At 51.9% G+C, this 22,389-nt stretch carries 20 protein-coding genes; 5 read left to right on the forward strand and 15 right to left on the reverse strand.

Features of this window, described 5'->3' with window-relative positions; translation table 11 throughout:
• Positions 1 to 295: 295 nt before the first annotated feature.
• The 3 genes from DPQ22_RS00590 to DPQ22_RS00600 are packed head-to-tail and all read right to left on the reverse strand — an operon-like array spanning position 296 to position 2,541.
• The gene (locus tag DPQ22_RS00590; RefSeq protein WP_150212647.1) at positions 296 to 1,249 is read right to left on the reverse strand and encodes an acetyl-CoA carboxylase carboxyltransferase subunit alpha; all 954 of its coding nucleotides are present in this window, start codon (positions 1,247 to 1,249) and stop codon (positions 296 to 298) included.
• Positions 1,250 to 1,298: 49 nt separating this feature from the next.
• Positions 1,299 to 1,520 carry a hypothetical protein gene (locus DPQ22_RS09010; protein ID WP_150212648.1) on the reverse strand — a complete coding sequence of 74 codons (222 nt, stop codon included), beginning with the start codon at positions 1,518 to 1,520 and terminating at the stop codon, positions 1,299 to 1,301.
• Positions 1,507 to 2,541 carry a tyrosine recombinase gene (locus DPQ22_RS00600; protein ID WP_150212649.1) on the reverse strand — a complete coding sequence of 345 codons (1,035 nt, stop codon included), beginning with the start codon at positions 2,539 to 2,541 and terminating at the stop codon, positions 1,507 to 1,509. Before DPQ22_RS00600 ends, DPQ22_RS09010 begins: the two co-directional genes overlap by 14 nt.
• Positions 2,542 to 3,288: 747 nt before the next feature.
• Between DPQ22_RS00600 and DPQ22_RS09230 the strand changes: the two genes are divergently transcribed.
• The 3 genes from DPQ22_RS09230 to DPQ22_RS00610 all read left to right on the forward strand — a co-directional run bounded on the left by DPQ22_RS09230 (position 3,289) and on the right by DPQ22_RS00610 (position 6,432).
• Entirely contained in the window at positions 3,289 to 3,411 is a 123-nt protein-coding gene (locus DPQ22_RS09230; RefSeq protein WP_256371525.1) for a hypothetical protein, read from the forward strand.
• Between the two features lie 816 nt (positions 3,412 to 4,227).
• On the forward strand, positions 4,228 to 4,809 hold the full coding sequence (locus tag DPQ22_RS00605; protein WP_150212650.1) for a CarD family transcriptional regulator: 582 nt from the start codon (positions 4,228 to 4,230) through the stop codon (positions 4,807 to 4,809).
• 708 nt (positions 4,810 to 5,517) lie between these two features.
• On the forward strand, positions 5,518 to 6,432 hold the full coding sequence (locus DPQ22_RS00610; protein WP_150212651.1) for an RNA polymerase factor sigma-32: 915 nt from the start codon (positions 5,518 to 5,520) through the stop codon (positions 6,430 to 6,432).
• A 309-nt stretch (positions 6,433 to 6,741) separates the two neighbouring features.
• On the opposite strand, the gene DPQ22_RS00615 is transcribed toward DPQ22_RS00610, so the two are convergent.
• The gene (locus DPQ22_RS00615; protein ID WP_150212652.1) at positions 6,742 to 7,083 is read right to left on the reverse strand and encodes a hypothetical protein; all 342 of its coding nucleotides are present in this window, start codon (positions 7,081 to 7,083) and stop codon (positions 6,742 to 6,744) included.
• 612 nt (positions 7,084 to 7,695) lie between these two features.
• Between DPQ22_RS00615 and DPQ22_RS00620 the strand changes: the two genes are divergently transcribed.
• Together DPQ22_RS00620 and DPQ22_RS00625 are read left to right on the forward strand one after the other, a co-directional pair.
• Positions 7,696 to 8,184 carry a Panacea domain-containing protein gene (locus DPQ22_RS00620; protein WP_150212653.1) on the forward strand — a complete coding sequence of 163 codons (489 nt, stop codon included), beginning with the start codon at positions 7,696 to 7,698 and terminating at the stop codon, positions 8,182 to 8,184.
• Positions 8,159 to 8,569 carry a hypothetical protein gene (locus DPQ22_RS00625; RefSeq protein WP_150212654.1) on the forward strand — a complete coding sequence of 137 codons (411 nt, stop codon included), beginning with the start codon at positions 8,159 to 8,161 and terminating at the stop codon, positions 8,567 to 8,569. Before DPQ22_RS00620 ends, DPQ22_RS00625 begins: the two co-directional genes overlap by 26 nt.
• 33 nt (positions 8,570 to 8,602) lie before the next feature.
• Here DPQ22_RS00625 and glmM read toward each other — a convergent pair whose 3' ends face one another.
• The 11 genes from glmM to truA all read right to left on the reverse strand — a co-directional run bounded on the left by glmM (position 8,603) and on the right by truA (position 22,188).
• Positions 8,603 to 9,946: a phosphoglucosamine mutase gene (glmM, locus tag DPQ22_RS00630; RefSeq protein ID WP_150212655.1), complete on the reverse strand. Its 1,344-nt coding sequence runs from the start codon at positions 9,944 to 9,946 to the stop codon at positions 8,603 to 8,605.
• Between the two features lie 138 nt (positions 9,947 to 10,084).
• Positions 10,085 to 12,094 carry an ATP-dependent zinc metalloprotease FtsH gene (gene ftsH, locus DPQ22_RS00635; RefSeq protein ID WP_150212656.1) on the reverse strand — a complete coding sequence of 670 codons (2,010 nt, stop codon included), beginning with the start codon at positions 12,092 to 12,094 and terminating at the stop codon, positions 10,085 to 10,087.
• Positions 12,095 to 12,333: 239 nt separating this feature from the next.
• A complete protein-coding gene (gene tilS, locus DPQ22_RS00640) occupies positions 12,334 to 13,605 on the reverse strand; it encodes a tRNA lysidine(34) synthetase TilS (RefSeq protein ID WP_150212657.1) in 1,272 nt (423 codons plus the stop codon).
• The gene (locus DPQ22_RS00645; RefSeq protein ID WP_150212658.1) at positions 13,596 to 14,555 is read right to left on the reverse strand and encodes a tetratricopeptide repeat protein; all 960 of its coding nucleotides are present in this window, start codon (positions 14,553 to 14,555) and stop codon (positions 13,596 to 13,598) included. The genes tilS and DPQ22_RS00645 overlap by 10 nt, the downstream gene beginning before the upstream one ends.
• 38 nt (positions 14,556 to 14,593) lie before the next feature.
• Positions 14,594 to 15,163 carry an RNA 2',3'-cyclic phosphodiesterase gene (thpR, locus tag DPQ22_RS00650; RefSeq protein ID WP_150212659.1) on the reverse strand — a complete coding sequence of 190 codons (570 nt, stop codon included), beginning with the start codon at positions 15,161 to 15,163 and terminating at the stop codon, positions 14,594 to 14,596.
• Between the two features lie 57 nt (positions 15,164 to 15,220).
• A complete protein-coding gene (locus DPQ22_RS00655) occupies positions 15,221 to 15,676 on the reverse strand; it encodes a hypothetical protein (protein WP_150212660.1) in 456 nt (151 codons plus the stop codon).
• Between the two features lie 14 nt (positions 15,677 to 15,690).
• Positions 15,691 to 17,268, reverse strand: a complete 1,578-nt coding sequence (locus DPQ22_RS00660; RefSeq protein WP_150212668.1) for a peptide chain release factor 3 — start codon at positions 17,266 to 17,268, stop codon at positions 15,691 to 15,693.
• Positions 17,269 to 17,677: 409 nt separating this feature from the next.
• Positions 17,678 to 17,914: a hypothetical protein gene (locus DPQ22_RS00665; RefSeq protein ID WP_150212661.1), complete on the reverse strand. Its 237-nt coding sequence runs from the start codon at positions 17,912 to 17,914 to the stop codon at positions 17,678 to 17,680.
• Complete coding sequence (locus DPQ22_RS00670) at positions 17,911 to 19,623, reverse strand: lysine--tRNA ligase (RefSeq protein ID WP_150212662.1); 1,713 nt, start codon at positions 19,621 to 19,623, stop codon at positions 17,911 to 17,913. Before DPQ22_RS00670 ends, DPQ22_RS00665 begins: the two co-directional genes overlap by 4 nt.
• 198 nt (positions 19,624 to 19,821) lie before the next feature.
• Positions 19,822 to 21,171, reverse strand: coding sequence for a transporter substrate-binding domain-containing protein (locus tag DPQ22_RS00675; protein WP_190323073.1), 1,350 nt, complete (start codon positions 21,169 to 21,171; stop codon positions 19,822 to 19,824).
• Between the two features lie 270 nt (positions 21,172 to 21,441).
• Positions 21,442 to 22,188 (reverse strand): tRNA pseudouridine(38-40) synthase TruA, encoded by a 747-nt coding sequence (truA, locus tag DPQ22_RS00680; protein ID WP_150212664.1) that lies wholly within the window; start codon positions 22,186 to 22,188, stop codon positions 21,442 to 21,444.
• Positions 22,189 to 22,389 lie beyond the last annotated feature (201 nt).

Consider the following 22,389-nt stretch of genomic DNA (forward strand, 5'->3'; position numbering starts at 1 on the left):
CCGCTTTTACCCGTCCCATCGCCCGGCAACCCCGATTTTACCGCCCTAACGCACTGCAAAACAAATAAATTTCTGTAAAACCGGCTTTCATTATACCCTGATTGACGCAAAAAATAAAGTATTTCTTCATCATGCCGGAGCAAAAGCAAATTTTTTGTAAATATTTGCCGGGACTGGTTACTATATTTTTAACCAAAGCAGCAAGCCGCCTGCCCGCTGCGGAAGCCGGGCCCCAACCGCCAAAAGCCGGAGGAGCGGCCGAAATACAGGCCGGCATAGATTATGCACGAAAAAGCTAGAGAGAGTGGCCGATTTGCAAATATTTGGCGCGCCGCTCCTCGCGCAAAGTTTCGCCGTCTTTGGCGACAAGCTCGGCCAGAGCTTTGGCAATAACATTGCCGGTCTCATCAATCATCATTTGCGCATCGCGATGCGCGCCGCCGGCGGGCTCAGGGATAATGCCGTCAATCACTTCCATGCCAAATAAATCCTGCGCGGTAATGCGCATATTAGTGGCAGCCTCTTTGGCGCGGCCGGCATCACGCCACAAAATAGAAGCCGCGCCCTCAGGTGAAATGACGGAATATATGGCATGTTCCAGCATATAAACGCGATTGGCGGCAGCAATGGCAATCGCCCCGCCGGAGCCGCCTTCGCCGATAATCACGGCAATAACCGGCACTTGCAGATTAAGCATTTGCGCGGTGGAGCGGGCAATAGCCTCGGCCTGACCGCGTTCTTCTGCGCTCACTCCGGGATAAGCGCCGGCTGTATCCACCAGCGATAAAACCGGCAATTTGAAGCGATCTGCCATTTCCATAATACGCGCTGCCTTGCGATAGCCCTCAGGCCGGGCCGAGCCGAAATTATGTTTCAGCCTTGTTTGGGTATCATGCCCTTTTTCCAGCCCCAAAAAGGCCACAGCCTCGCCGCGAAAGCGGGCGAAGCCGGCCTGCAAAGCCTCATCTTCAGCAAATTTGCGATCGCCGGCAAGCGGCACTATATCGGTAAACAGGCGTTTGGCATAATGGAGAAAATGCGGGCGATCAGGGTGGCGCGCCACTTGCGTTTTTTGCCAGGGCGTCAGCTTTTTATAAATATCGCGCAAGCCGCTTTGGACGCGCTTTTCCAGCCTGGCAATTTCTTCCTCTGTGTCAATCTTGTCTTCCGCCGCGGCAAGTTTTTTCAATTCAAATATCTGGGCCTCCAGATCTGCCACTGCTTTTTCAAAATCCAGATAATGATACATTGATAAAACCCGATTTGGCTAAACCCCGCTTTTGCCATAGCGGCGCTTGTTACAAAAACCGAAACAGCAAATTTTGTTCCGTGCCGATACTGCCCCGCACAACCCTGCGGCTTTTAGTGTAACCAAAAATGAGGATTTTAGCAAGCGCCCGGACAAAAAGCGCGGCAAAGCGCGCCGACCCGGCCCGGCGCGAGGCCGGGCAAAAGGCACAAAACCGCCGCGCCGTGCCGGATTTACGGTTTTTGCCGTTTTTCAGCCTATTTTTGCTCACGCGCCAGCGGGTGGGTCATTTGCACAAACCGGTGCAGTTTTTCCTCACGAATATGCGTATAAATTTGTGTGGTAGAAATATCGGCATGGCCCAATAGCTGCTGCACAGCGCGCAAATCGGCGCCGTTTTGCAATAAATGGCTGGCAAAAGCATGGCGCAGCACATGCGGCGAAAAAACAGCAGCGGACAGGCCGGCGCGCGCCGCCAGCGCCTTTAGCTCACGTGCCGCTACTTGTCGCGCCAGGTGCCTCTTGCCGCCGGCAGCCGGGTAAAGCCACGGGCTTTTAGCCGTTTTTGCCGGCGCCTGCCGCCCGCCAACCCGCGCGCTATTGTTTGTTTGCGCCTGCCGCCCCCGGCCGGCCTGTCCAGCCACAGGCGCCTTTGTCCCGGCGCGCACCGCCAGCCAGGCTTCTACTGCCGCCCGCGCCTCACCGCTTAACGGCACTAACCGCTCTTTGCCGCCTTTGCCGGTGACCATAATATAATCAAGCCCGGCGGCAAATGCGCCCGCCGGCAGTTGCACCAGCTCGGAAATACGCAAACCCGTGGCATAAAGCAGCAGCAGCAATGATAATAGCCGCACAGCCCGTTTATGCGCAGCGGCTTTACCGGCAGCGGCGGCAAGCTCCGCTCTGGCATAATCTACCAGGCGCGCCACCTCCTCCTCATGCAGGATTTTTGGCAAAGCCTGTTTTTTACGCGGCGATTCCAGCATGGAAGTCGGGTCGTCCCGGCGCAGCCCCTCACTGTATAAAAAGCGGTAAAATTGCCGCAGTGCAGAAAGACGGCGTGCCTGACTGGCGGGGGAAAAACCTTGTCCGGCCATTTCTGCCAGCAAGGCGGTCAAGGCTGCCGGCGGCGCCCCCAATAAATCGGCGGCAAATTGCGGCAGGTTTTCTGCCGCCCAATCCAGATCACGGCGATAAGATTCCAGGCTGTTGGGCGCTGCCCCTCTTTCTGCGCTCATCATTTCCAGAAAATGCTCTATGGCATGAGCAGGTTTTAGCGGTGGGGGGCGCATCAGCAATATCCTGTCTTACAGTGCCGGCAGCTATCCAGGCAATATCGGGCACAAATCCATAATAAACAAGCGCCAGATTAGCCGATAAAAGTTAAAAACAAACACGCAGAACCGGTTTTATTCCCAAAACCTTATCACCTTATTATCAAGGCGGCCGGCTTATAAAAGCAGCCGGGCAGCCTAATCCAGACCGGGCGATTTTCTCATCAGGGCTGGAAAAACCGGGAATTATCGCTTTTTGGCAGAAATTTTTGTAAAAACTCCCGGCGGGTGATTGATTGCTCCCGACAAATTGGCTAAAACCCGGAGGCTAAAGTCCACGTAGCTCAGTTGGATAGAGCACAGGATTCCTGAAATTGGGCACTATGATACGGAAACGGCATAGTGAATCTGCTCAAATTCGGGGAAAGCTTCAGGCCCGCTGTTTGCATTACGCGCGGCCTATGCCAATCCCGAGCCAAGCCTTATTGCCGCAATAATCGGCGCAACAAGGAAGGTGTAGAGACTGGACGGGCAGCACCTAAAGTCTGGCCCTGAGCTGCTTTTATGCCATAAAGGCGGCAAAGAGCCAGGCCAGGGTGAAGGGACAGTCCGGACTGCAAACGCAATGCAAGCGGCGGTGAAAACCGTAGCGGTGCGAATCCTGGGGTCGGGGGTTCAATTCCCTCCGTGGACACCATTGCTTGCGGCAGCCGCCACGCCGTAAGGGCTGCGCCTCAAGCCCCCCGGTTCCGTGCAGGCTCAGTCATGCCGGCGCTTTTCCTGTTCAAGCAGGATAAAAATGCCAATATTCTCATGCCGCTTTATCGGGGAATAATTTTCTCACTTGTCGGCCGGGAGCAATGCCGCCTGCCGGCCTATGGCAATTAAATTTCCAGACAGGCCAAAAAGCAGCATATTTCTTTATGGCTGCAATAATCACGGCAAACTGCAAACAGCAAAAATTCTTTGGGACAAAACATAGACATTAGGCGCGAAACTCACTTTGTTAGCCATAATCCTTGTCTCGCGCAGGATATTGAATAATGTGTGGCGATAACTCCCCCGGGAAAATTGCTTTATATGCTGATAAACAGAATCGCTTTCTGCAATCGCTATTTTACAAATTCCAGGGCCTCGCCTGCACAAACTGCCGTGGGGGCGTATATTGGATAAGTTTTTCATTATCTCCGGCCCTCACTCATGAAAATTCGTGTTTTTTCTCATTAGCGCACTTTTAAGCTCGCTTCCATGCCTGCCGGCAACTCTATCGACTGCCTAATAAAAACCGGCAGGCCGATAAATTACATATACCGGCTCTGTTTCTCAATAAAACCGGGCGATAGAAAATCTTCTTTTGTCAAGAGAATTCACGCACTATTTTATTGATTCCACTAGTATTTTATGTTAAATAAGCGGCACTTGTCGTTTTTTGCCTGGGCTTTTATCTGCTGCCTGTTGCTGTATGCCTTGTCTTTGCTGTTAGAGTAAACAGCAAAATTCTCTTGCTACAGTCGCGCTATCCGGCGGCTAAACAAGCATTTTGGCGGGGAGAACGGCCGCCCTTCCCGGGTGATTTTCTCTCTTCCTTTTGCAAAATCTCTTTGCATAATTTCGGCAAGCGATTTATCGGCGAGATAATATGTCTCGGGTGCCGGCGGCCACAGGGAACGGCTGCTTTCACCCGGCATAAGGGAGAGAAAGCCTATGTCGTCAAGCAAAAATAAAGCCGTTCACCGTCACGGCTTCAAGGCAGGTGAATCCATTGTTTATCCTGCCCATGGTGTCGGGCGCATTATCAGCATTGAAGAGCAGGAAGTTGCCGGCTTCAAGCTGGAATTATTCGTTATCCATTTTGAAAAAGACAAAATGGACGTTAAAGTGCCGGTGGCAAAAGCGCTTATCATCGGTATGCGCAAATTGTCTGAAGGCAGTTTTCTGGATAAAGCTCTCATTGTTTTGCAGGGCCGCGCCCGGGTAAAAAGGACTATGTGGTCACGCCGCGCGCAGGAATATGATACCAAAATCAATTCAGGCGATATTATTGCCATTGCCGAAGTTGTGCGCGATCTCTACCGTTCCGGTAGTCAGCCTGAGCAATCTTATTCTGAACGCCAGCTTTATGAAGCTGCGCTTGACCGCATGGCGCGTGAGGTGGCGGCTGTGAACAAAATTTCGCAGACAGAGGCTATAAGGCTCATTGAGTTTAACCTGGCCAAAAGCCCCAAACGCGCGGCCAAGGCCGAAACAGCAAAAGACAGGGCGGCAACGCCCCCTGTTGCGGTATAAACGGCTTATCCCTGTGGCATTCTGTCTCAGAGTGAAGCGAATTTTTACAGTTTTTATATTTTTTTCCTAAGTATACTTATATATAAAGCCGGCTCTATGCCGGCTTTATGATTATTATATCCTTAGCTATAACCTTTATTTGCTATTCTTTATTTTATTTTTTCTTATTTCAATTTTTATATACTGTCATATAATAATTTTTACCTCTATATAGCCAGCCGTCTAAACTTAAACCTGTATAAATATTTTCACAGGAAATATTTATACTTTATTTGCAAGGTTTAATACTTTTTCCCTTTCATAGATTTTTTGACAACAGGGCTGTCAAGGCTGCCGGATCGGACATAATTTGGGCATGGTGACAGCACAAAACACGTGAAATTTTTTAAAAACCAGGACAAAAATTAACGAAAATCCCGATAGGCATTCACCATTTATAAAATTTATAGTTGTATTCAACACAATCATAGGTAGAATATGAATCGCTACGACAGCATTTTCAGTATTCTGCTTTTGTCAGGCTTGCCGAAAGCGATAATGCGGAAGGCGCAATATATTTGCTTTGATCGTAATATATGGCGGTCTTTTGCGTTGTAAACCGGGTGTTTCCTGCCTCTCTGCGGCAATATCATGCTCCAGGTCGAGAAAGCAATATGTTCGGGGCAAGTGTGGCGTTTGTGCATAATTTTGGAAATCAAGGGGCTATATATGCAGCACAATGTCGGGAATCTTATTCAATCCAACACTAATTATGCCCGCAAGGATATATCGCTGAACCGCGATATTGTGCGCTGGGCGATGAATGCTCCTTATCTGGAACGGGGAGAAGAATATAATCTCGCGCTGAAGTGGAAAATAGATTCCGATCAATCGGCTTTGCACAAAATTGCCTCGGCCCATATGCGCCTGGTCATTGCCATTGCCTCAAAATTCAGAAGCTATAATCTGCCTATGCCGGATCTGGTGCAGGAAGGTTATGTTGGCCTGCTGGAAGCTGCCGATCGTTTTGAGCCGGAGCGCGATGTGCGTTTTTCCACTTATGCCACATGGTGGATTCGCGCTTCTATTCAGGATTATATTTTGCGCAACTGGTCGATTGTGCGCGGCGGCACCAGCTCGGCACAAAAGGCGCTGTTTTTTAACCTGCGCCGCTTGCGCACCAAATTAACACAGGAAGATGAAACCCTGACCAAGGAAGAAATCTATAGCCGCATATCCGACAAAATCGGCGTATCGGTAAATGATGTGGAAGTGATGGATTTCCGCCTGACAGCTTCTGACAATTCTCTCAGCAGCCCGCTTTCTCAGGACGATAGCGGCTCCGCCGCAAAAATTGACTTTCTGGTCGACCCAAACCCGCTGCAAGATGAAATTATCGAGAGCGAAATTGATAATCAACGCCGCAGCCAATGGCTGAAAAAGGCCTTGAAAGTGCTTAACGGGCGCGAATTGCACATTATCAAAACGCGCCGCCTGAATGATGAAGGCAAGACATTAGAATCACTCGGCGAAGAATTGGGCATTTCCAAAGAGCGCGTCCGTCAGATAGAAAGCCGGGCAATGGAAAAATTGCGTCAGGCCTTGCTTTCCACTCATGAGGCCGATGCTTATAAAAGCACATAGGCTGCGGAGCCGCAAAGCATAGCCTGACTGACTGCTTGTGCCGGCGCTGCCGGCACGGGTTGCCTAAGAGGGGCCGCGAATAAAAGCGGCCTGCACCTGTCTGCGCCGATAATGGCCGGGCAAAGGCAAAGCCGGCAGCACCCGCCACCCGGCGCCGACCGGCACCGCCGATCAAGGGAAAACCGCAATCATAGTCTGTCTGGCTGCTCACACTTGTGCGCCCGGCCAGGGGGCAGGCCGCAGCACCGGCGGCAAATTCCCCATTTTCTTATAGCGGCGGGCTTCAGGCGCTCTGCTGCCGGTTTTTTTTCACATTTCCTCAACAGATTTCAACCCTCTGCCGCTTCTCCGGCATAAAAAATTGCCGGACAAAAGGGCAGAAAATACGGAATCTCCGGCATAAAAAGCCGGCTGAGCGCCGGTTGCGGCTTTACCCTGTTTATTGCCGGCTTCGGTTTTGCCGGTTTCGGTAAAATCCGCCTCTGCCCTTTGCCGGCGGCAGTTGATAAAATACTGCGCCATTTGCTGCAAATGCGGGCGAAAAGCGGCCGGTGTCTGTGGCTCAGCTTCGGCAAAGCGCAATAAACAGGCAAACATTTCCGGGTTGAAACGATTCGGCCGTTTTTCTCCCATCACAATACTCGTCTCCAAATATAAGGCAGAGAAAACACATGACGCAAACCCGTCACCTGCTGCCGGGACACGAAAACACCCCCGGCTTTGTCATTACCATATGGAACAGGACTCACGCGCCGCGCCATGCCGCAAAGCCGGCTTGACAAGCTGCAACGGCAACCGTCTCAACATTTCACAAGAAATATGGAAAAGTGATAGAGCGCCGTTACGCCGCTCAGACCGGGAAGAGAATCCGCCATTTGCTACTCTACTGTTTACCAGAGTTTTGAATAGCCCGGGGCTAGAAAAACGCCGGTAGATAACGTCCCTACATAGCTTTAGGCTTGCGCCCCGGACATGCCTACGCAGCACCCGGGATTTTCCTCAAAAGGCAGAAATATAATCTCGGGGCGTGAGCTTCTACCGACCCTCAACATCTTCAGCAGAGCTTTCACGCCCCGCCTCAGACAGGCTGTATTATGCAAAAAACACCGCTTCGCCCAGAGAAATTTTGAACCACAGCCAAATTTATCTATTAAGCCTTCCTCTCTATACTGGTATGCACATAAAAATTACAAAAAATATTGACATAAATAATTTATCTTGATTCCCTTAAAGAGAAGATTTGATTCGGCTAAGGAGGCAAATATGGGCGGCGCGCGGCTCGATACGGTTTGCAAATATATTTGTGAAAAATCTTCCTGGGGCGTTTCTAATTTGCGTTTGCAAAAAATCCTCTATCTGGCGCAAATGTTCCATATGGGGCGGCATGAAGGCCGGCGCCTGGTCGATACCAGTTTTCAAGCCTGGGATTTTGGCCCGGTTTCGCCAGAGCTTTACCATAGAGTGAAAGATTTTGGCGCCCAGCCAATAACAGAAATTGGGGAAGATATATTTAGCCAGCCTGGCGAAACTTTCCCTGAGGCACGTCTGTTTCAGCCTGAAGACCCCCGCAAAAAAACTCTCGATGATATTTGTGATAAATTTCTAAGTTGGACACCCGGCCAGCTTGTCGGCGTCACCCATTGGAAAAAGGGCGCCTGGGCAAAATATTATCAGCCCGGTATGTTTGGCGTGCAAATACCGGACAAGGATATTTGGGGGGAATATAATGTCCGACAAAAATCAAGCCATTGATGATCTGACAAAGCTTCACCCCGATGATTCCGAAGATAACGCCTCTCAAGCCGTTCTCACAGAAAAATATCAAAATCTACAGGCAAAACATAAATCCTCAGAGCGCGACTGGCGGGTGCGAGATCTTTTCAAACAATATATAATCGGCTTCCTTACATTGGCCTTTTCAGTCGACAAAATACCGCCCCTGGCCTGTTTTATAATGCTCATTGCTGTTATTGCATATTTGCAATTTCTGGCCACACATTACAAAGTAAATTATGTTAGAGACGCAGCTCGGCAGTGGCATGGGCTGCTTCATATTTTCGCCAGAAAAAAGCTGAACACCGAGACAAAAACAGAGGAAACAGAGCCTTTATTACCGGAAAAAACAAAAGCAGACTAAAACATTTTCTCCCCCGTAACAAGCCAGTTTGACTCAGCTTTTTTCCACCGCTTCGATAATGTGGGCGATTGCCTCCTCCAATATTTTGCGGTCATCACCCTCCGCCATAATGCGCAGCAGCGGCTCAGTGCCGGAAGGGCGAATAACCAGCCGCCCATTTTTGCCCAAAAGCTTTTCCGCCTCAACTACGGCTTTTTGCACCAAAGCCTGTTCCAGCACTCCAGCCTTGCTTTTGAGCGGGATATTACGCAAAATTTGCGGCACAGGCTCAAATTTGCGGTATAAATCACTTAAATTTTGCCCTGTTTCCTTCATACAGCCTAAAACCTGCAAAGCGCTGACCAGGCCGTCCCCCGTTGTGCCGAAATCGGAAAGCACAATATGCCCGGATTGCTCGCCGCCAAGATTGAAACCATGCTTTTGCATATAATCCACCACATAGCGATCCCCCACATTGGTGCGCGCCAGTTTTAGACCGCATTGCGCCAGAAAACGCTCCAGACCCAGATTAGACATAATAGTGGCAACAACACCGCCGCCAATCAGACGCCCACTTTTATGCCAGGATTCAGCAATCACCGCCATAATCCGGTCACCGTCCAGAAGCCGGGTTTTTTCATCTACCATGAGCAGCCGGTCGCCGTCACCGTCCAGCGCAATGCCGACATCGGCGCGCATTTCATCAACCTTTTTCTGTAGACCGGAAGGGCAGGTCGAGCCGCATTGAGCGTTAATATTAGTGCCGTCCGGCTTGTCATTTATGGTGATAACTTCCGCCCCCAGCTCCCATAAGGCTAAAGGCGCAGCTTTATAGGCGGCGCCATTGGCGCAATCCACCACAATGCGCAGGCCGTCCAGCCGCACAGCGCGCGGCATTGTCCGCTTGGCATATTCAATATAGCGGTAAATATCCCCTTCCACCCGCTTGGCCCGGCCAATATTACGCTTATCAGCCAGCAGCGCTGTCATATCGCTTTCCATCAATTTTTCAATTTCCAGCTCAATTTTGTCAGAAAATTTAAAACCGTCCGGCCCGAATAATTTTATGCCATTATCAGAAAATACATTATGTGAGGCAGAAATCATCACCCCAATATCGGCGCGCAGCGAGCGGCACAGCATGGATACGGCCGGGGTAGGCACCGGGCCAAGCAAAAAAACATCAATCCCCGCCGCGGTAAAACCGGCTACCAGCGCATTTTCCAGCATATAGCCGGAAAGACGCGTATCTTTGCCGATAACCACGCGATTATGCCGCCCTTTATCGCGGAAAAGAATGCCGACAGCCATGCCGATTTTCATCGCCACTTCAGGCAGCATAGGAAAATGATTGGCACAACCGCGCATACCGTCTGTGCCAAAATATTTTCTCTTCATGCTTTTTTCCTTGTTTTATTTGCCTGTTTTTATAGACCTGCCGGACGGGCAGGAAAAACCCCGATTATCGCGATAAGCATGAAATCCCCATAATAGCGCTCTCACGGCAGAAAGCGGCTCTTGACAGATTTGCTCCTGTTATTTGCCGACAGGCTCAGCCACAGCCTCTTCCTGTTCATCTGCCGTTTTATCATCAGGCGCAGCGGCAGTTTTCCTGTCACTTTCAGCGGACGCTGCTTTATCTTTGCCGCTATGGGCATGAGACTTGCCGCCCACTTTCGGCACGGCAGATTTACGCAGTGAGACCTCAGCCATTTCACCGCGCACAGGCGGTTTGCCGGCAATAATATCCTTGATTTCATCGCCGGTCAGTGTTTCATATTCCAGCAGCCCCTCGGCCAAAGCTGTCCAGTCAGCCTTTTTTTCGGTCAAAATACGGCGCGCATCATCATGCGCGGCATCAATCAGCCGGCGCACTTCCGCATCAATCAATTTTGCCGTTTCTTCTGAAACATTTTGCTGCCGCGCTACCGAATGCCCCAGAAACACCTCGTCCTGATTATCGCCATAAGCGACTTTACCCAGCTTTTCGGAAAAGCCCCAGCGCGTTACCATATTGCGCGCCAGTTTTGTTGCCTGCTCAATATCGGAAGAGGCGCCGGCGGTAATATTCTCCTTGCCGAATTTCATTTCTTCAGCCACGCGGCCGCCCATCATAATAGCCAGCCTGGAGATCATATAATTATAACTGATAGAATAGCGATCGCCTTCCGGCAGTTGCATAACCATGCCCAAAGCGCGCCCGCGCGGAATAATAGTGGCTTTATGCACCGGGTCGGCCAGCAGCACATTCAGCGCCACTATTGCATGGCCGGCTTCGTGATAGGCTGTCAGTTCTTTTTCCGCCTGGGTCATGGCATTGGAGCGGCGCTCCGCCCCCATCAGCACTTTATCTTTGGCATCTTCAAATTCCTGCATGGTCACCAGGCGCTTATTGCGCCTTGCAGCCAGCAGCGCCGCCTCATTGACAAGATTCATCAAATCCGCGCCGGAAAAGCCGGGCGTGCCGCGCGCCAAAATTTTCAAATCGACGTTAGGGGCAATCGGCACATTGCGCGTATGCACTGCCAGAATTTTCTCGCGGCCGATAATATCAGGGTTGGGCACGACAACCTGGCGGTCAAAGCGGCCGGGGCGCAATAATGCCGGGTCGAGCACGTCCGGCCGGTTGGTGGCGGCAATCAAAATAATATTTTCATTAGCGTCAAAGCCGTCCATTTCTACCAAAAGCTGGTTTAAAGTCTGCTCGCGCTCATCATTGCCGCCGCCCAGCCCGGCGCCGCGATGCCGGCCGACAGCGTCAATTTCGTCAATAAAAATAATGCAGGGAGAATTTTTCTTGGCCTGCTCAAACATATCGCGCACCCGGCTGGCGCCGACACCGACAAACATTTCAACAAAATCAGAGCCGGAAATGGTGAAAAACGGCACATTGGCCTCGCCCGCCACCGCCCGCGCCAACAGAGTTTTACCGGTTCCGGGCGGACCGACAAGCAAAACACCGCGCGGAATCTTGCCGCCCAAACGCTGGAATTTTTGCGGATCGCGCAAAAATTCCACCACTTCTTCCAGATCTGTCTTGGCTTCATCAACCCCGGCAACATCTTTAAAAGTAACGCGGCCATGCGCCTCTGTCAGCAATTTGGCCTTGGATTTGCCAAAACCCATCGCCCCGCGGGAGCCGCCCTGCATTTGCCGCATAAAAAATATGGTCACGGCAATCAACAGCACAATCGGCAAAGAAGAAATAAGCAGGCCAACAAGCGGATTAGTGCCGGAAGATTCCGGCTCAATGCGAATATTGCTAATCCCCTTTGCTTTTAATTTGGCGGCATAATCCGTATCAGGCGGAGCAAAAGTGCTAAAACGCTCGCCATTATTGGTCACGCCCGAAATATCAATACCGCTGCGCTCATATTCCATCACAATGGAGCGCACATCGCCATTATCCACTTTCTGGCTAAAGGCAGAATAGCTGAGCCGCCCCACACCGTTTTGCATAACGCCGCCCTGAAAAAAGGTGAACATGGCAATAATAATCAGGACAACAGCGCCCCACAGAAAAAAGGAACGATAATTCGGGTTCATAATAGTTGCAGTTTCCTTATATTTCCTGCCGGATTCAGAGCTTTTCCCACCAATAACCGGCACCGGCCCGGCTTCACGCCAAATTAGCCGAAACCGGCAAAATATTCAACATATTCAACCGGGGATTACCCCCGGCGGCACCGGCAAAGCACAGGATTATGCCTTTGCTCACCGGCAATAACGGCCTGTTACAGCATTTTTCTAACATAAGCGGCCATAGACCTCTTGCCAAGAGAGAGCTATAAAAATGCCGCCTTTTTCCGGCTGATTTTCTCAATTTTCGCCGTATTGGCCGGGAAAAACGGCTGCAACAGCGCAAAAAGCGGCCAATCATAGCCGGATAAAATAAAGCTGAACGGCGCCGCATTAAACGGCGCAGCGCCCGGCATAAAGGCTGTTTCCCCTGTTTTACTACTCCGCCCCGGCAGCAAACGGCGCCTTTCCGGCCTGATATTCAAATAACGCCCCCGTTTTTCCAATACAGCGCCGGAAACGCTGATTCGCCGCGGCGCCTCACCTTTTTGCCGCAGTGGCAAATGCTGCAAAAAATGCTGGAGCCGCGCATTATCAACGGCGATAAAATTTTTGCCGCCAATAGCGGCAGCGGCATAAGCAAGCAGCAAATATAAAGCGGCGAAATCCGGCGCGCCCAGATCGCTGCCTGCCTCTTCTCCCCCTTTATCTGCTGCCTGTATCGGTGCCAGATCCAGCAGCAGCTTTTCCCCCTCACCCCGCAGTGACAGTTTTTTGCCCCATAAAGCCGCGGCCGCGCTTAAATTCTGCCGGGCCGCTGCCGCGGCAGCTAAGGCCTGACAGGCGGGCCTTGCGGCGGTTTCACTCAAGCCGGCGCGAATACGCGCCCGCTCATAGGCCTCATCGCTATTGCTTGGATCGTCAACCCAGCTAATATTTTGATAGCGCAAAAAGCGGCGCAAAGCGGCGCGCTTCACATTAAGCAAAGGCCGCACCAGCCGGAATCTGCCGAAAAGCAGCGATTGGCGCGCCATACCGGCCAGCCCGCGCTGTTTCAATACGGCAAAATTATCGTCTTTTGCCCCGGCGGCGAGGCGCGCTTTGCGCATTATATAAGTCTCAATCTGATCGTCCAGCGTATGCGCGGTGCAGATAAAAACAGCCTGATATTTTGCTGCCGCCTGCGCCAAAAGCGCATAACGCGCTGCCCGCGCCGCCGCCGGCCGGCCTGTTGCCGGTTTTACCCCTTCCCACAGCAAAATTTCATGCCGAATAGCCAGGCGCCGGCACAGCCTGCCGACATACGCCGCCTCAGCCGCCGATTCTGCCCGCAAATCATGGTCAATCGTGACAGCCGCCAGCCGCTTTTGCTGCCCGCGAGCGCGCAAAAACTCTGCCAGCAGCAGCAGCAGCGCCAAAGAATCGCCGCCGCCGGAAACAGCGGCCAGAATCACATTTTGCCCGGCAAAATCACCAGCCTCAAAAACATTATCGGCGGTTAAAATTTCCGGTTTTGGCACAATAAGTCTCATCGGCATTGCAGGCGGGCGCCTGTCTGTTTCCCCTGCTGCAAAACAGCCGGGTCAGCCTGCGGATATTGTTTTGCCAACTGTTCCAGCGCCGCACAAGCAGTCTGACTATCCTGCAAATTGGCCATACTCAGCGCCAGCTGCAGCAGGCTGCGCGGCGCTACCGGCGCAGTCTTGTATTTTGCCTGCACATTAAGATAAATTTCAGCAGATTTCGCATAAAGCCCGCGGGCAAAATAGCATTCTCCCAGCTCAAAAGCCGCAGCGGCAGCGCGCTCATCATCAGCAAACCGCTTGTCGAAAGCACGCCACACCGAGGCCGCTTTGGCATATTGCCCTTGCGCCATAAAATCCTGACCGGATTGATAAAGTGCGTCAGCCCCTATCTCCGCCGGTACAATATAGGATTCCTCGTCATTATCATCATGCGCCCTGGCCGCAGCCGGCGGCGGCATAAGCACAACGGCCTGATTGTCAGCCCCACCCGCGGCCGCCGGCATTTTTGCCTGCAGCAATTCCAGCGCCTTTACTCTATTTGTCAATAGTTCCATTTGCTGTTGCAAAGCCTGGATAGCCAGGCTCTGCTCAGTTGCGGATAAAGGCGGTTTTTCCCCGGCAAGAGCATGATCCGGCATTTGCTGCCCGCTTTGTTCCATTGCCGCGCCGGCGCCGGCTGCCTCTGCTGCCGGCAGCGTAGAGCCTGTGCCGGCAGCGGCCGGTTGTGCAGCGCCGCTATCTGCTGCCGGCGGAAAACCCGCACCGGAAGCAGATAGCGGCGGCGGCGGAAAGTCACCATCACTATTTTCTGCCCCGCTGCCGGCAGCCTGCGCTTCATGCTCAGGCGCGGCAATATTGCGCTGCCCCTGCGCCCATGCTGCCGGGTTGCAGGCAGCCCCAACAAGCAGAGCCGCCGCTATTATAAATTTCCGCTTTGCCGATATAAGCTGTTTTATCATCATTTTTCCTCAAGCGATGCAGCATAACCCGTCTGCCCGTTTCAGGCAAGCGGCCAGCTCTCTTCAATAACATAGGGGCCGCCGCCAGTGGAATCTTTAGACGACATTAAACAAAAGCGGTCAACCACCCATGGCAATACGGTAAAATTACCGTGCTGTGACAGCCAGGCGGCTAAACTCCGCTCATCAGCCTGTTTGAATCGCGCCAGGGTTACATGCGGTGTAAATTTACGCGGTTCCGGCGGCACAATCCGGCGTGAGACGTGTTCTATTTTTTCCTGCAGGACAACCAGTTTTGCCGCGGCTGCTATTCCGGCATAAAGGGAATGCGGCTTTTTGGGCGAAAAAACATGCACGCCTTTTAAAGCCAGCGCAAACGAGCGGCAGCGCAGCCTATCGAGAGCAGCGACAATTTCATCAGCGGTTTCAAAACTTACATCGCCATAAAAACGCAAGGTGATATGATAATCGGCGGGGTCAATCCAGCGCACATTATTATTGGCGCGCCCGCCTGCCCAACCATTGCGCGCTTGTGACAAACCGAAACGCAAGAGAGAAAGCGACAATACCGCCTCAGGCGGAATTTCTATAGCGGCGAATAAACGCGGCATAGTGTGCCTTTTTAAGTTTAATCCACTTTTTCATAAAGCTCATTCCAAATTTCAGCTTTACATAAGAAAGCCGGGATAGCAGGTTTCGCTTACCCCAAAAACAGTTTCTCCATTTATATCCCCCACCGCGCCGCACCAATCGCCATTAGCAAAAATAACAGCTTTTGCATTGCCGCCTCCGGAAATAAACGCTACCCGCTCACCCTTAATCGTATAAAGATCGATAATTCTATTCGGCCCAAAACTGTAATAGCCAATAGGCTTATTATCCGGCAATATTAACCGGCAATTTCCGCTTATAGAATTATCAAAACTGGTGGGGCTGTTATCGTAGTGAGAAGGACTATTATCATAATTAGCGGGATTATTATCGTAATTATCAGGACTCAAATCACAAGGAAGACCGGCGGCATTGACAATTATCAGCCGCATATCGGCTTTGGCCAGGGCGGCAAAGCCTGGCCATAAAACCGGCAAAGATAAAAAGAGCTTTATTCCGTAACGCATAAACATTCAGACAGCTCCCTTCAGCCATTATACTGCCCCGGCTGATAGGCCTTGATCGCCGCAAAGCGGATTTTCGGCCAGCGCTCTGCCTCATAATTGAGTGAAAAAGTATTTTGCGCCATAAAGACCGGGGCATTATCCAGATCACGCGTCATATCAGCCTTATGTGCGGCGATAAAATCCTGCAAATCGGCGGCATTATCGGCGCTAATCCAGCGGCACAGGGCAAAACGCACTGTCTCAAAAGCCGCCTCTATATTATATTCCTGCCGCAGCCGCTCGGCCAGAACATCAATTTGCAGAGCGCCGATTACGCCGATAATGACAGGCGAGCCGTCTTCCGGCATAAAAAGCTGTACCACCCCCTCTTCCGCCATATGGTGCAGCGCTTCTTTCAGCTTTTTGACTCTCATAGCGTCCGGCACCCTTACCCGGCGCAAAATTTCCGGGGCAAAATTGGGTACGCCCTGAAAGACCAGCTCTTCCCCTTCTGTCAGTGTATCGCCAATGCGCAAAGTGCCGTGATTGGCAAGGCCGACAACATCACCGGCAAAAGCCGCAGAAGCTGTCTGGCGCGCGCGGGCAAAAAAGAATTGCGGGCGGTCAAGTGTTAACAAGCGGCCGGTGCGCGACAGCCGCGCTCTCATGCCGCGGCGCAAAACACCGGAACAAATACGCAAAAATGCTATGCGATCGCGGTGATTAGCGTCCATATTAGCCTGAATTTTAAAGACAAAACCGGTCATTTTATCTTCTTCTGCCGCCACAATGCGGGTAGAGGCGGCATGCGCTGCCGGCGCCGGCGCAAATTCCGCCAGCGCATCAATCAGATCGCGCACACCGAAATTGCGCAGGGCCGAGCCAAAATAAACCGGCGTTCTGTGCCCTTGCCTATAGGCTTGCCTGTCAAATTTTTTGCCGGCCAAAAGCGCCAGCTCTACTCCCTCAATAAAAGCCGCCCGCTCTGACTCCGGCAAAAGCTGCGCGGCTGCCGCGGCGCCGGCAACCGCTTGCGGCGCAATTTGCTCATCTTTTTGCCGTATAGTATTATGGTAAAGGTTAAATGTGCCGGCAAAATTTTTGCCGGTGCCAATCGGCCAGGTAATGGGCGCAGCGTCCAGCGCCAGCTTTGCCTCTATTTCGTCAATCAGCTCCAGCGGGTCGCGCGCTTCCCTGTCCATTTTATTGATAAAAGTAATAATGGGAATATCGCGCAGACGGCATATTTCAAATAATTTCAAAGTCCGCGGCTCAATGCCGCGCGCGGCGTCCAGCACCATTACCGCGCTGTCAACCGCAGTTAAAGTGCGATATGTATCATCGGCAAAATCTTCATGCCCCGGAGTATCCAGCAGGTTGAAAATTGCGCCGCCATATTCAAAAGTCATGACTGAGGTGACGACAGAAATGCCGCGCTCACGCTCAATTTTCAACCAGTCTGAGCGCGTTTGAATTCTGTCTTTTTTAGCTTTTACCTCGCCGGCAAGCTGAATAGCACCGCCAAACAGCAGCAGCTTTTCCGTTAAAGTGGTTTTACCGGCATCGGGGTGGGCAATAATGGCAAATGTTCGCCGTTTTTTTATTTCTTCCTGCAACATTTCTACGCCCTGCGCCACAATCTCTTATCCATCAGCCTTCACAGTCAAACGCACCAAAGCCCCGCGGCACACCATGAGGCAAAGCCGCGGGGTTGCCTATAATCGCGGCCGAAGATAATAACCGCCTGCCCTTATCCGGCTAAAAGCACTCTGCCGCCCGCCTGCAAGGCGGATTTTCCCCCCCGCGCCGGCAAAACCGGGCACCCCGCCGGCCCGGCCTGTTATACTCCGCCCAATCCTTCAGCTCCGCCTGGCCGCCGGCGGCGCAATCCGCGCGCCGATTATGTCTGTTTTATTCACAATTCTTAAAAAAACGACAGCCGGGACAGGCTAAAGCCTTTTGCCTGTATCTCAACAATTCCCGATTTTGGGCATCATATACAATACTATGCTCAGTCGCATTTCTCTCTTATTTCAGCTTCCAGCCTCCATCGACCTTATCAACCTTACCCTCATCATAAAGCAGATTAAGGATACCCTGGGCTATACCGTCATTGATTCCGCCTTGACCGTGCTCTCTGTATATTCCGGCTCTGCGTGATATTGCCGCAGCGCCTAACATGGATTTGTCGGCCGGCAGAACGGCCAAAACAGCTTCTTTCAACAAATCTTCAGCCTGCTTTGCTAAAAGCTTTGGGTCATTCATCTTAATTTCTCTGTTACGTTTATCAATTTTCCGGCCAATGCGTCATCAATCAGCTTTTCTGTTTCCTTTACACCGTAAAGAGCAATGAAAGAGCCGAAACGCGGCCCTTTTTCCTGCCCTATCAGCACTTCATACAGCATCTGGAAAAAGGCTTTGGCAACACCCGGCCGCCCGTCCGGCTGCATTTTATGCAAATCCTGATAGCGCGGCACCGCGCGTGCTATATCCAGCAGCGCGTTTTGAATCTGATTGCCGTCCACAGCACTATTCTTTACCTCTCGCTGCGTCAAGGCCTGCAAGCGCGCCTTAATATCAGCCAGCACAGCGCGCTCTACTGCATCAGGGGCGCGAAATTTTTTATGCGGTTTGACAAAATCATTAAAATAGCGCAACGCATAAGCCACCAGCCCGGCCAGCGCCGCGCGCTCTGCCGTGCCGATATGCGGGGCATAACGCTCAATAAAACCCCAGAGCACGGTTTCATTTTCCGCATTGGAAGCACTGACCAGATTTAACAATAAGGCAAAGGAAACCGGCAAATCAATCTGCGGCGGCCGGCCATTATGAATATGCCAAACCGGATTATTCAGCTTCTCCGGCCAATCCTGCCGCGGATAAGCGGCCAGATGGCTGTAATATTCGTCCACCGCTTTGGGGATAACATCAAAATACAGCTTTTTGGCGGTTTTCGGCTTTTGATACATATAAAGCGCCAGGCTCAGCTCAGGCGCATAAGTCAACCATTCTTCAATCGTCAGGCCATTGCCCCTGGATTTGGAAATTTTCTGCCCTTTATTATCCAGAAACAACTCATAATTAAAACCTTCCGGCGGGCGGCTGCCCAAAGCGCGGCAGATTTTGGAAGATAAAGTGACAGAATCAATCAGATCCTTGCCGGCCATTTCATAATCTACCTTGAGCGCTACCCAGCGCATTGCCCAATCGGCCTTCCACTGGCATTTGACCTTGCCGCCGGTGACTTCCGTAGTGATTTCCTCCCCCGTATCCGGCTCAATATAGCTTATTGTGCCGGCCTTGACATTGCGGCCGGTAAGCGGCACTTGCAGCACTTTGCCGCTTACCGGGCTTATCGGCAAAAACGGCGCATAAGAAGCGCGCCGCTCTTCCCCCAGAGTCGGCAGAATAATTGCCATAATTTCATCATAAGCGGCCAGCATTTGCCGCAAAACCGCATCAAACCGGCCGGATTGATAATAATCGGACGCGCCGGCAAATTCATAATCAAAGCCGAATTTATCTAAAAAAGCGCACAGCCTGTTATTATTGGCCGCGCCGAAAGAAAGCACCGAACCGTCTGCCGCTTTAGCGCCAAACGGGTCGGGAATGCGGCTTAAAGGCAGGCCGATACAGGCAGCCATAGCGTCACGATTAGGCACATTATCCGGCACTTTGCGCAAACCGTCCATATCATCGGAAAAACATAAAAGCCGGGTTTTAACCTTGTTTTCTGTTAAAATATGAAAAGCATGGCGCACCATTGCCGTGCGCGCCACCTCACCAAATGTGCCAATATGCGGCAGGCCGGAAGGGCCGTAACCGGTTTCAAACAGCACAAAAGCCGGATAACCGGTTTTTTCATAGCGGCGAATAAGTTTGCGCGCTTCTTCAAACGGCCAGGCGCGGGAAGAATCGGCAGTAGCGCGGCTGACAAAATTCTGCCCGGCAGCAGCAGACGAGGAATGCGGCACAATAAACCTCAATATTACGCGCTGCCCTTGTTACCGCCTGGAAAAGCGGCCGACAGCAAAACAGGAGACAGAAAGACATACATAAAGGGCAAATTGCCAAAATACAAGCAAAACCCTGATAATCCGGCAAATCGGCAGCCTGGCACCGCCGCCACACCCCTGGCTTTCCGGCCGGCCGGGCGGGCAAACAGGGCGCCGTCAATAAAAACCGACAGGGAAATAGCGCAAATAAAGTTCGGCCAGTTTGCCCTTGCGCTCCAATTGTTGCAGAGCATAATTCAGGGCGCTTGCCAGTCGCCGGTCTTTTTCAGCCACGGCGATACGCAGGCCCTGCCCCAAATAGCCCAGCCCCATATAAGTGCCGCCAATAAAAACACAGCATGTTTCTTTGTCTGCTTCAGCCGGTATTGCTGCCGTAAGAGGTGCGGCCGGGGCGGCAAGGCCGGAAGCGCGCAGTGCCGCGCGGCGGACAGGCTCCGTTTTCACTTCTCCTGCCGCATTTATCGGCGCTGCCGGCGCAGTTCCGGCTGCGGCCTGAGCATTTGTTATCAAGGCAAAACTCATACCGTCACCAAAAGCCAAATCAATTTTTTTCGCTTTCAGCCCCTCCACCAGTTCTGCTTTGTCGGCAAAAGTGACAGACTGCAAGGCATTTTTATAAATTTCGCCGGTTTCTGTCTTTTCTGCCGTGCCGGCCGGCGCAATAAAATATTCTGCCAGCATTTTTTCATGCGCCGTATTGCGAATAGTTCCGACTCGCAGACTGGCGCCGCGCAGCGATAAAAATTCTGAAAAATCATAGCCCAGCCGCATAAAATTCTGGCTGTCTTTTTGCACAGCGCTGCCGCGCAATGCCATAAAACGGGCGGGGAACCGCATATAAGCGCGGCTAAAGCCCAGAAAATTGCGATTACTGACTGCCGGCGCGATACCCGCAATCAGCGCATCTACCCCGCCGCTTTGCAGGCGCTGCTCCAGCTCTTCCCAGGGCACGGCCTCAATCCGGCAAATATTTTCCACCCGCAATTCGGCACATATTGCCCGCACCAGATCAATATTATAACCGGCGAGAATGCCGTTTTTATCACTATAATTAAAGGGAAAAAAATCTATTGTCGTGGCAAAGCGCAAGCGCGCGCTATTGCTTAAATCCACCCGCTCAAAACGCTCATGCGAATCAAAAAATTTCGGCACAAAAACCGCCGTTGAAAAAGCCGGAAAATCAGGCTCCTGCTTTTTGGGCGGCTTGATATTAGAGCGCAAAACACCGCTATTGATAAATTTGCGCTTTACTGTTGGCGCGCCCGCACTCCCGGATATTGTGCGTTCTGCCGGTTGCCCGCCCGGGCGCAGGCCAGCCTGCCCAACCCTTGCGCGCTTTATTGATTGCAGCCGGTCATAAACAGCGCTTGAACGCGGCGGCGGTGCATCTGGGGCATTATGCTGGGCAAAACCCGTATTAACAGCAGCCAGAAGGCCAAAAATGCTCATCGGCACCGGGCCAGGCAGCAGAAAAAACGGTGCACGCGCCCATAGCTGCCATTTCATCAACAGCAAAGCTGCACGCCGGCAACAAGTTTTTATAAAATGAAGAATATTGCTCAAAGCCAAATTCTTCTCCCGGCTGCCGCTTATCGACCCCGCTTCCATATAGGGCAAAGCGCGCACGCTGCAAGTTAAGGCCCGGCAGCCAGGGATAAAGAGCTTTCGCCAGCTTCCAAGGCGATCTATATTTTCACATAGTCTCATTACAGCCTGAGTCTCCGGCACAGTCAGCCTTTGCAAAAATCGGCAGATTTTTGCAAAGAGCAGTTTGCCTCAGGCATAATCAACCTGCATGAGGTAAAGGCCGTGCGGCGGGGCAACCGGGCCGCAGCGGGCGCGGTCGCGTGCCTCTAAAGCCTGTTTTAAATCTCGCTTGCTCCATTTGCCGCGGCCGACTTCAACCAGGCTGCCGGCAAAAGAGCGAATTTGATTATGCAAAAAAGACTGTGCCGCGGCGTGAATTTCAATAAATTCGCCTTCCTGCCACACATCTAACCTGTCCAGGCTGCGCACCGGGCTTTGAGCCTGACATTGCGCCGCGCGAAAAGTGGTGAAATCATGCCGCCCCAACAGGATTTGCGCTGCTTTGTGCATTTTTTCTGCGTTCAGGCGGTAAGGTACCCACCACACGCGCTGATTGTCCAGAGCAGGCGGTGCCCGGCGATTTAAAATGCGATAAAGATAATGTCTTTTAACAGCAGAAAAGCGGGCATTAAAATCTTCCCCCACTTGTTCGGCTGCCAGAAGGACAATCGCCTCGCCCGCCAGCCGCAAATGGGCATTAAGCGCGGCGCAAATTTTTGCCGCGGGCCGGTGCAGCGCCAAATCCACATGCGCTACAGCGCCGCGCGCATGCACCCCGGCATCGGTGCGGCCGGCGGTCATAAGTGTCGCTTCCTCGGCACAAAAAGCTTTTATCGCTGCCTCAATCGCGCCTTGCACAGTTTTTGGCCCATCTTGCCGCTGCCAGCCGGCATAAAATGTTCCGGCATATTCTATCAGCAATTTATAACGCGGCATAGGCAGCAAACCTCGTGCAATAAAATAGTCCGGCTTAAGCAATATGACAGAACTTCTCCTGCCGCTTATTCCTGCTCCCAAAAATATATTTTTGGGGAATAAGCGCGGCATATTCTATCAGCAGTTTATAACGCGGCATAGGCAGCAAACCCCGTGCAATAAAATAGTCCGGCTTAAGCAATATGACAGAACTTCTCCTGC

The organism is Candidatus Tokpelaia sp., from assembly GCF_008636115.1.
Taxonomy (GTDB): Bacteria; Pseudomonadota; Alphaproteobacteria; order Rhizobiales; family Rhizobiaceae; genus QLZD01.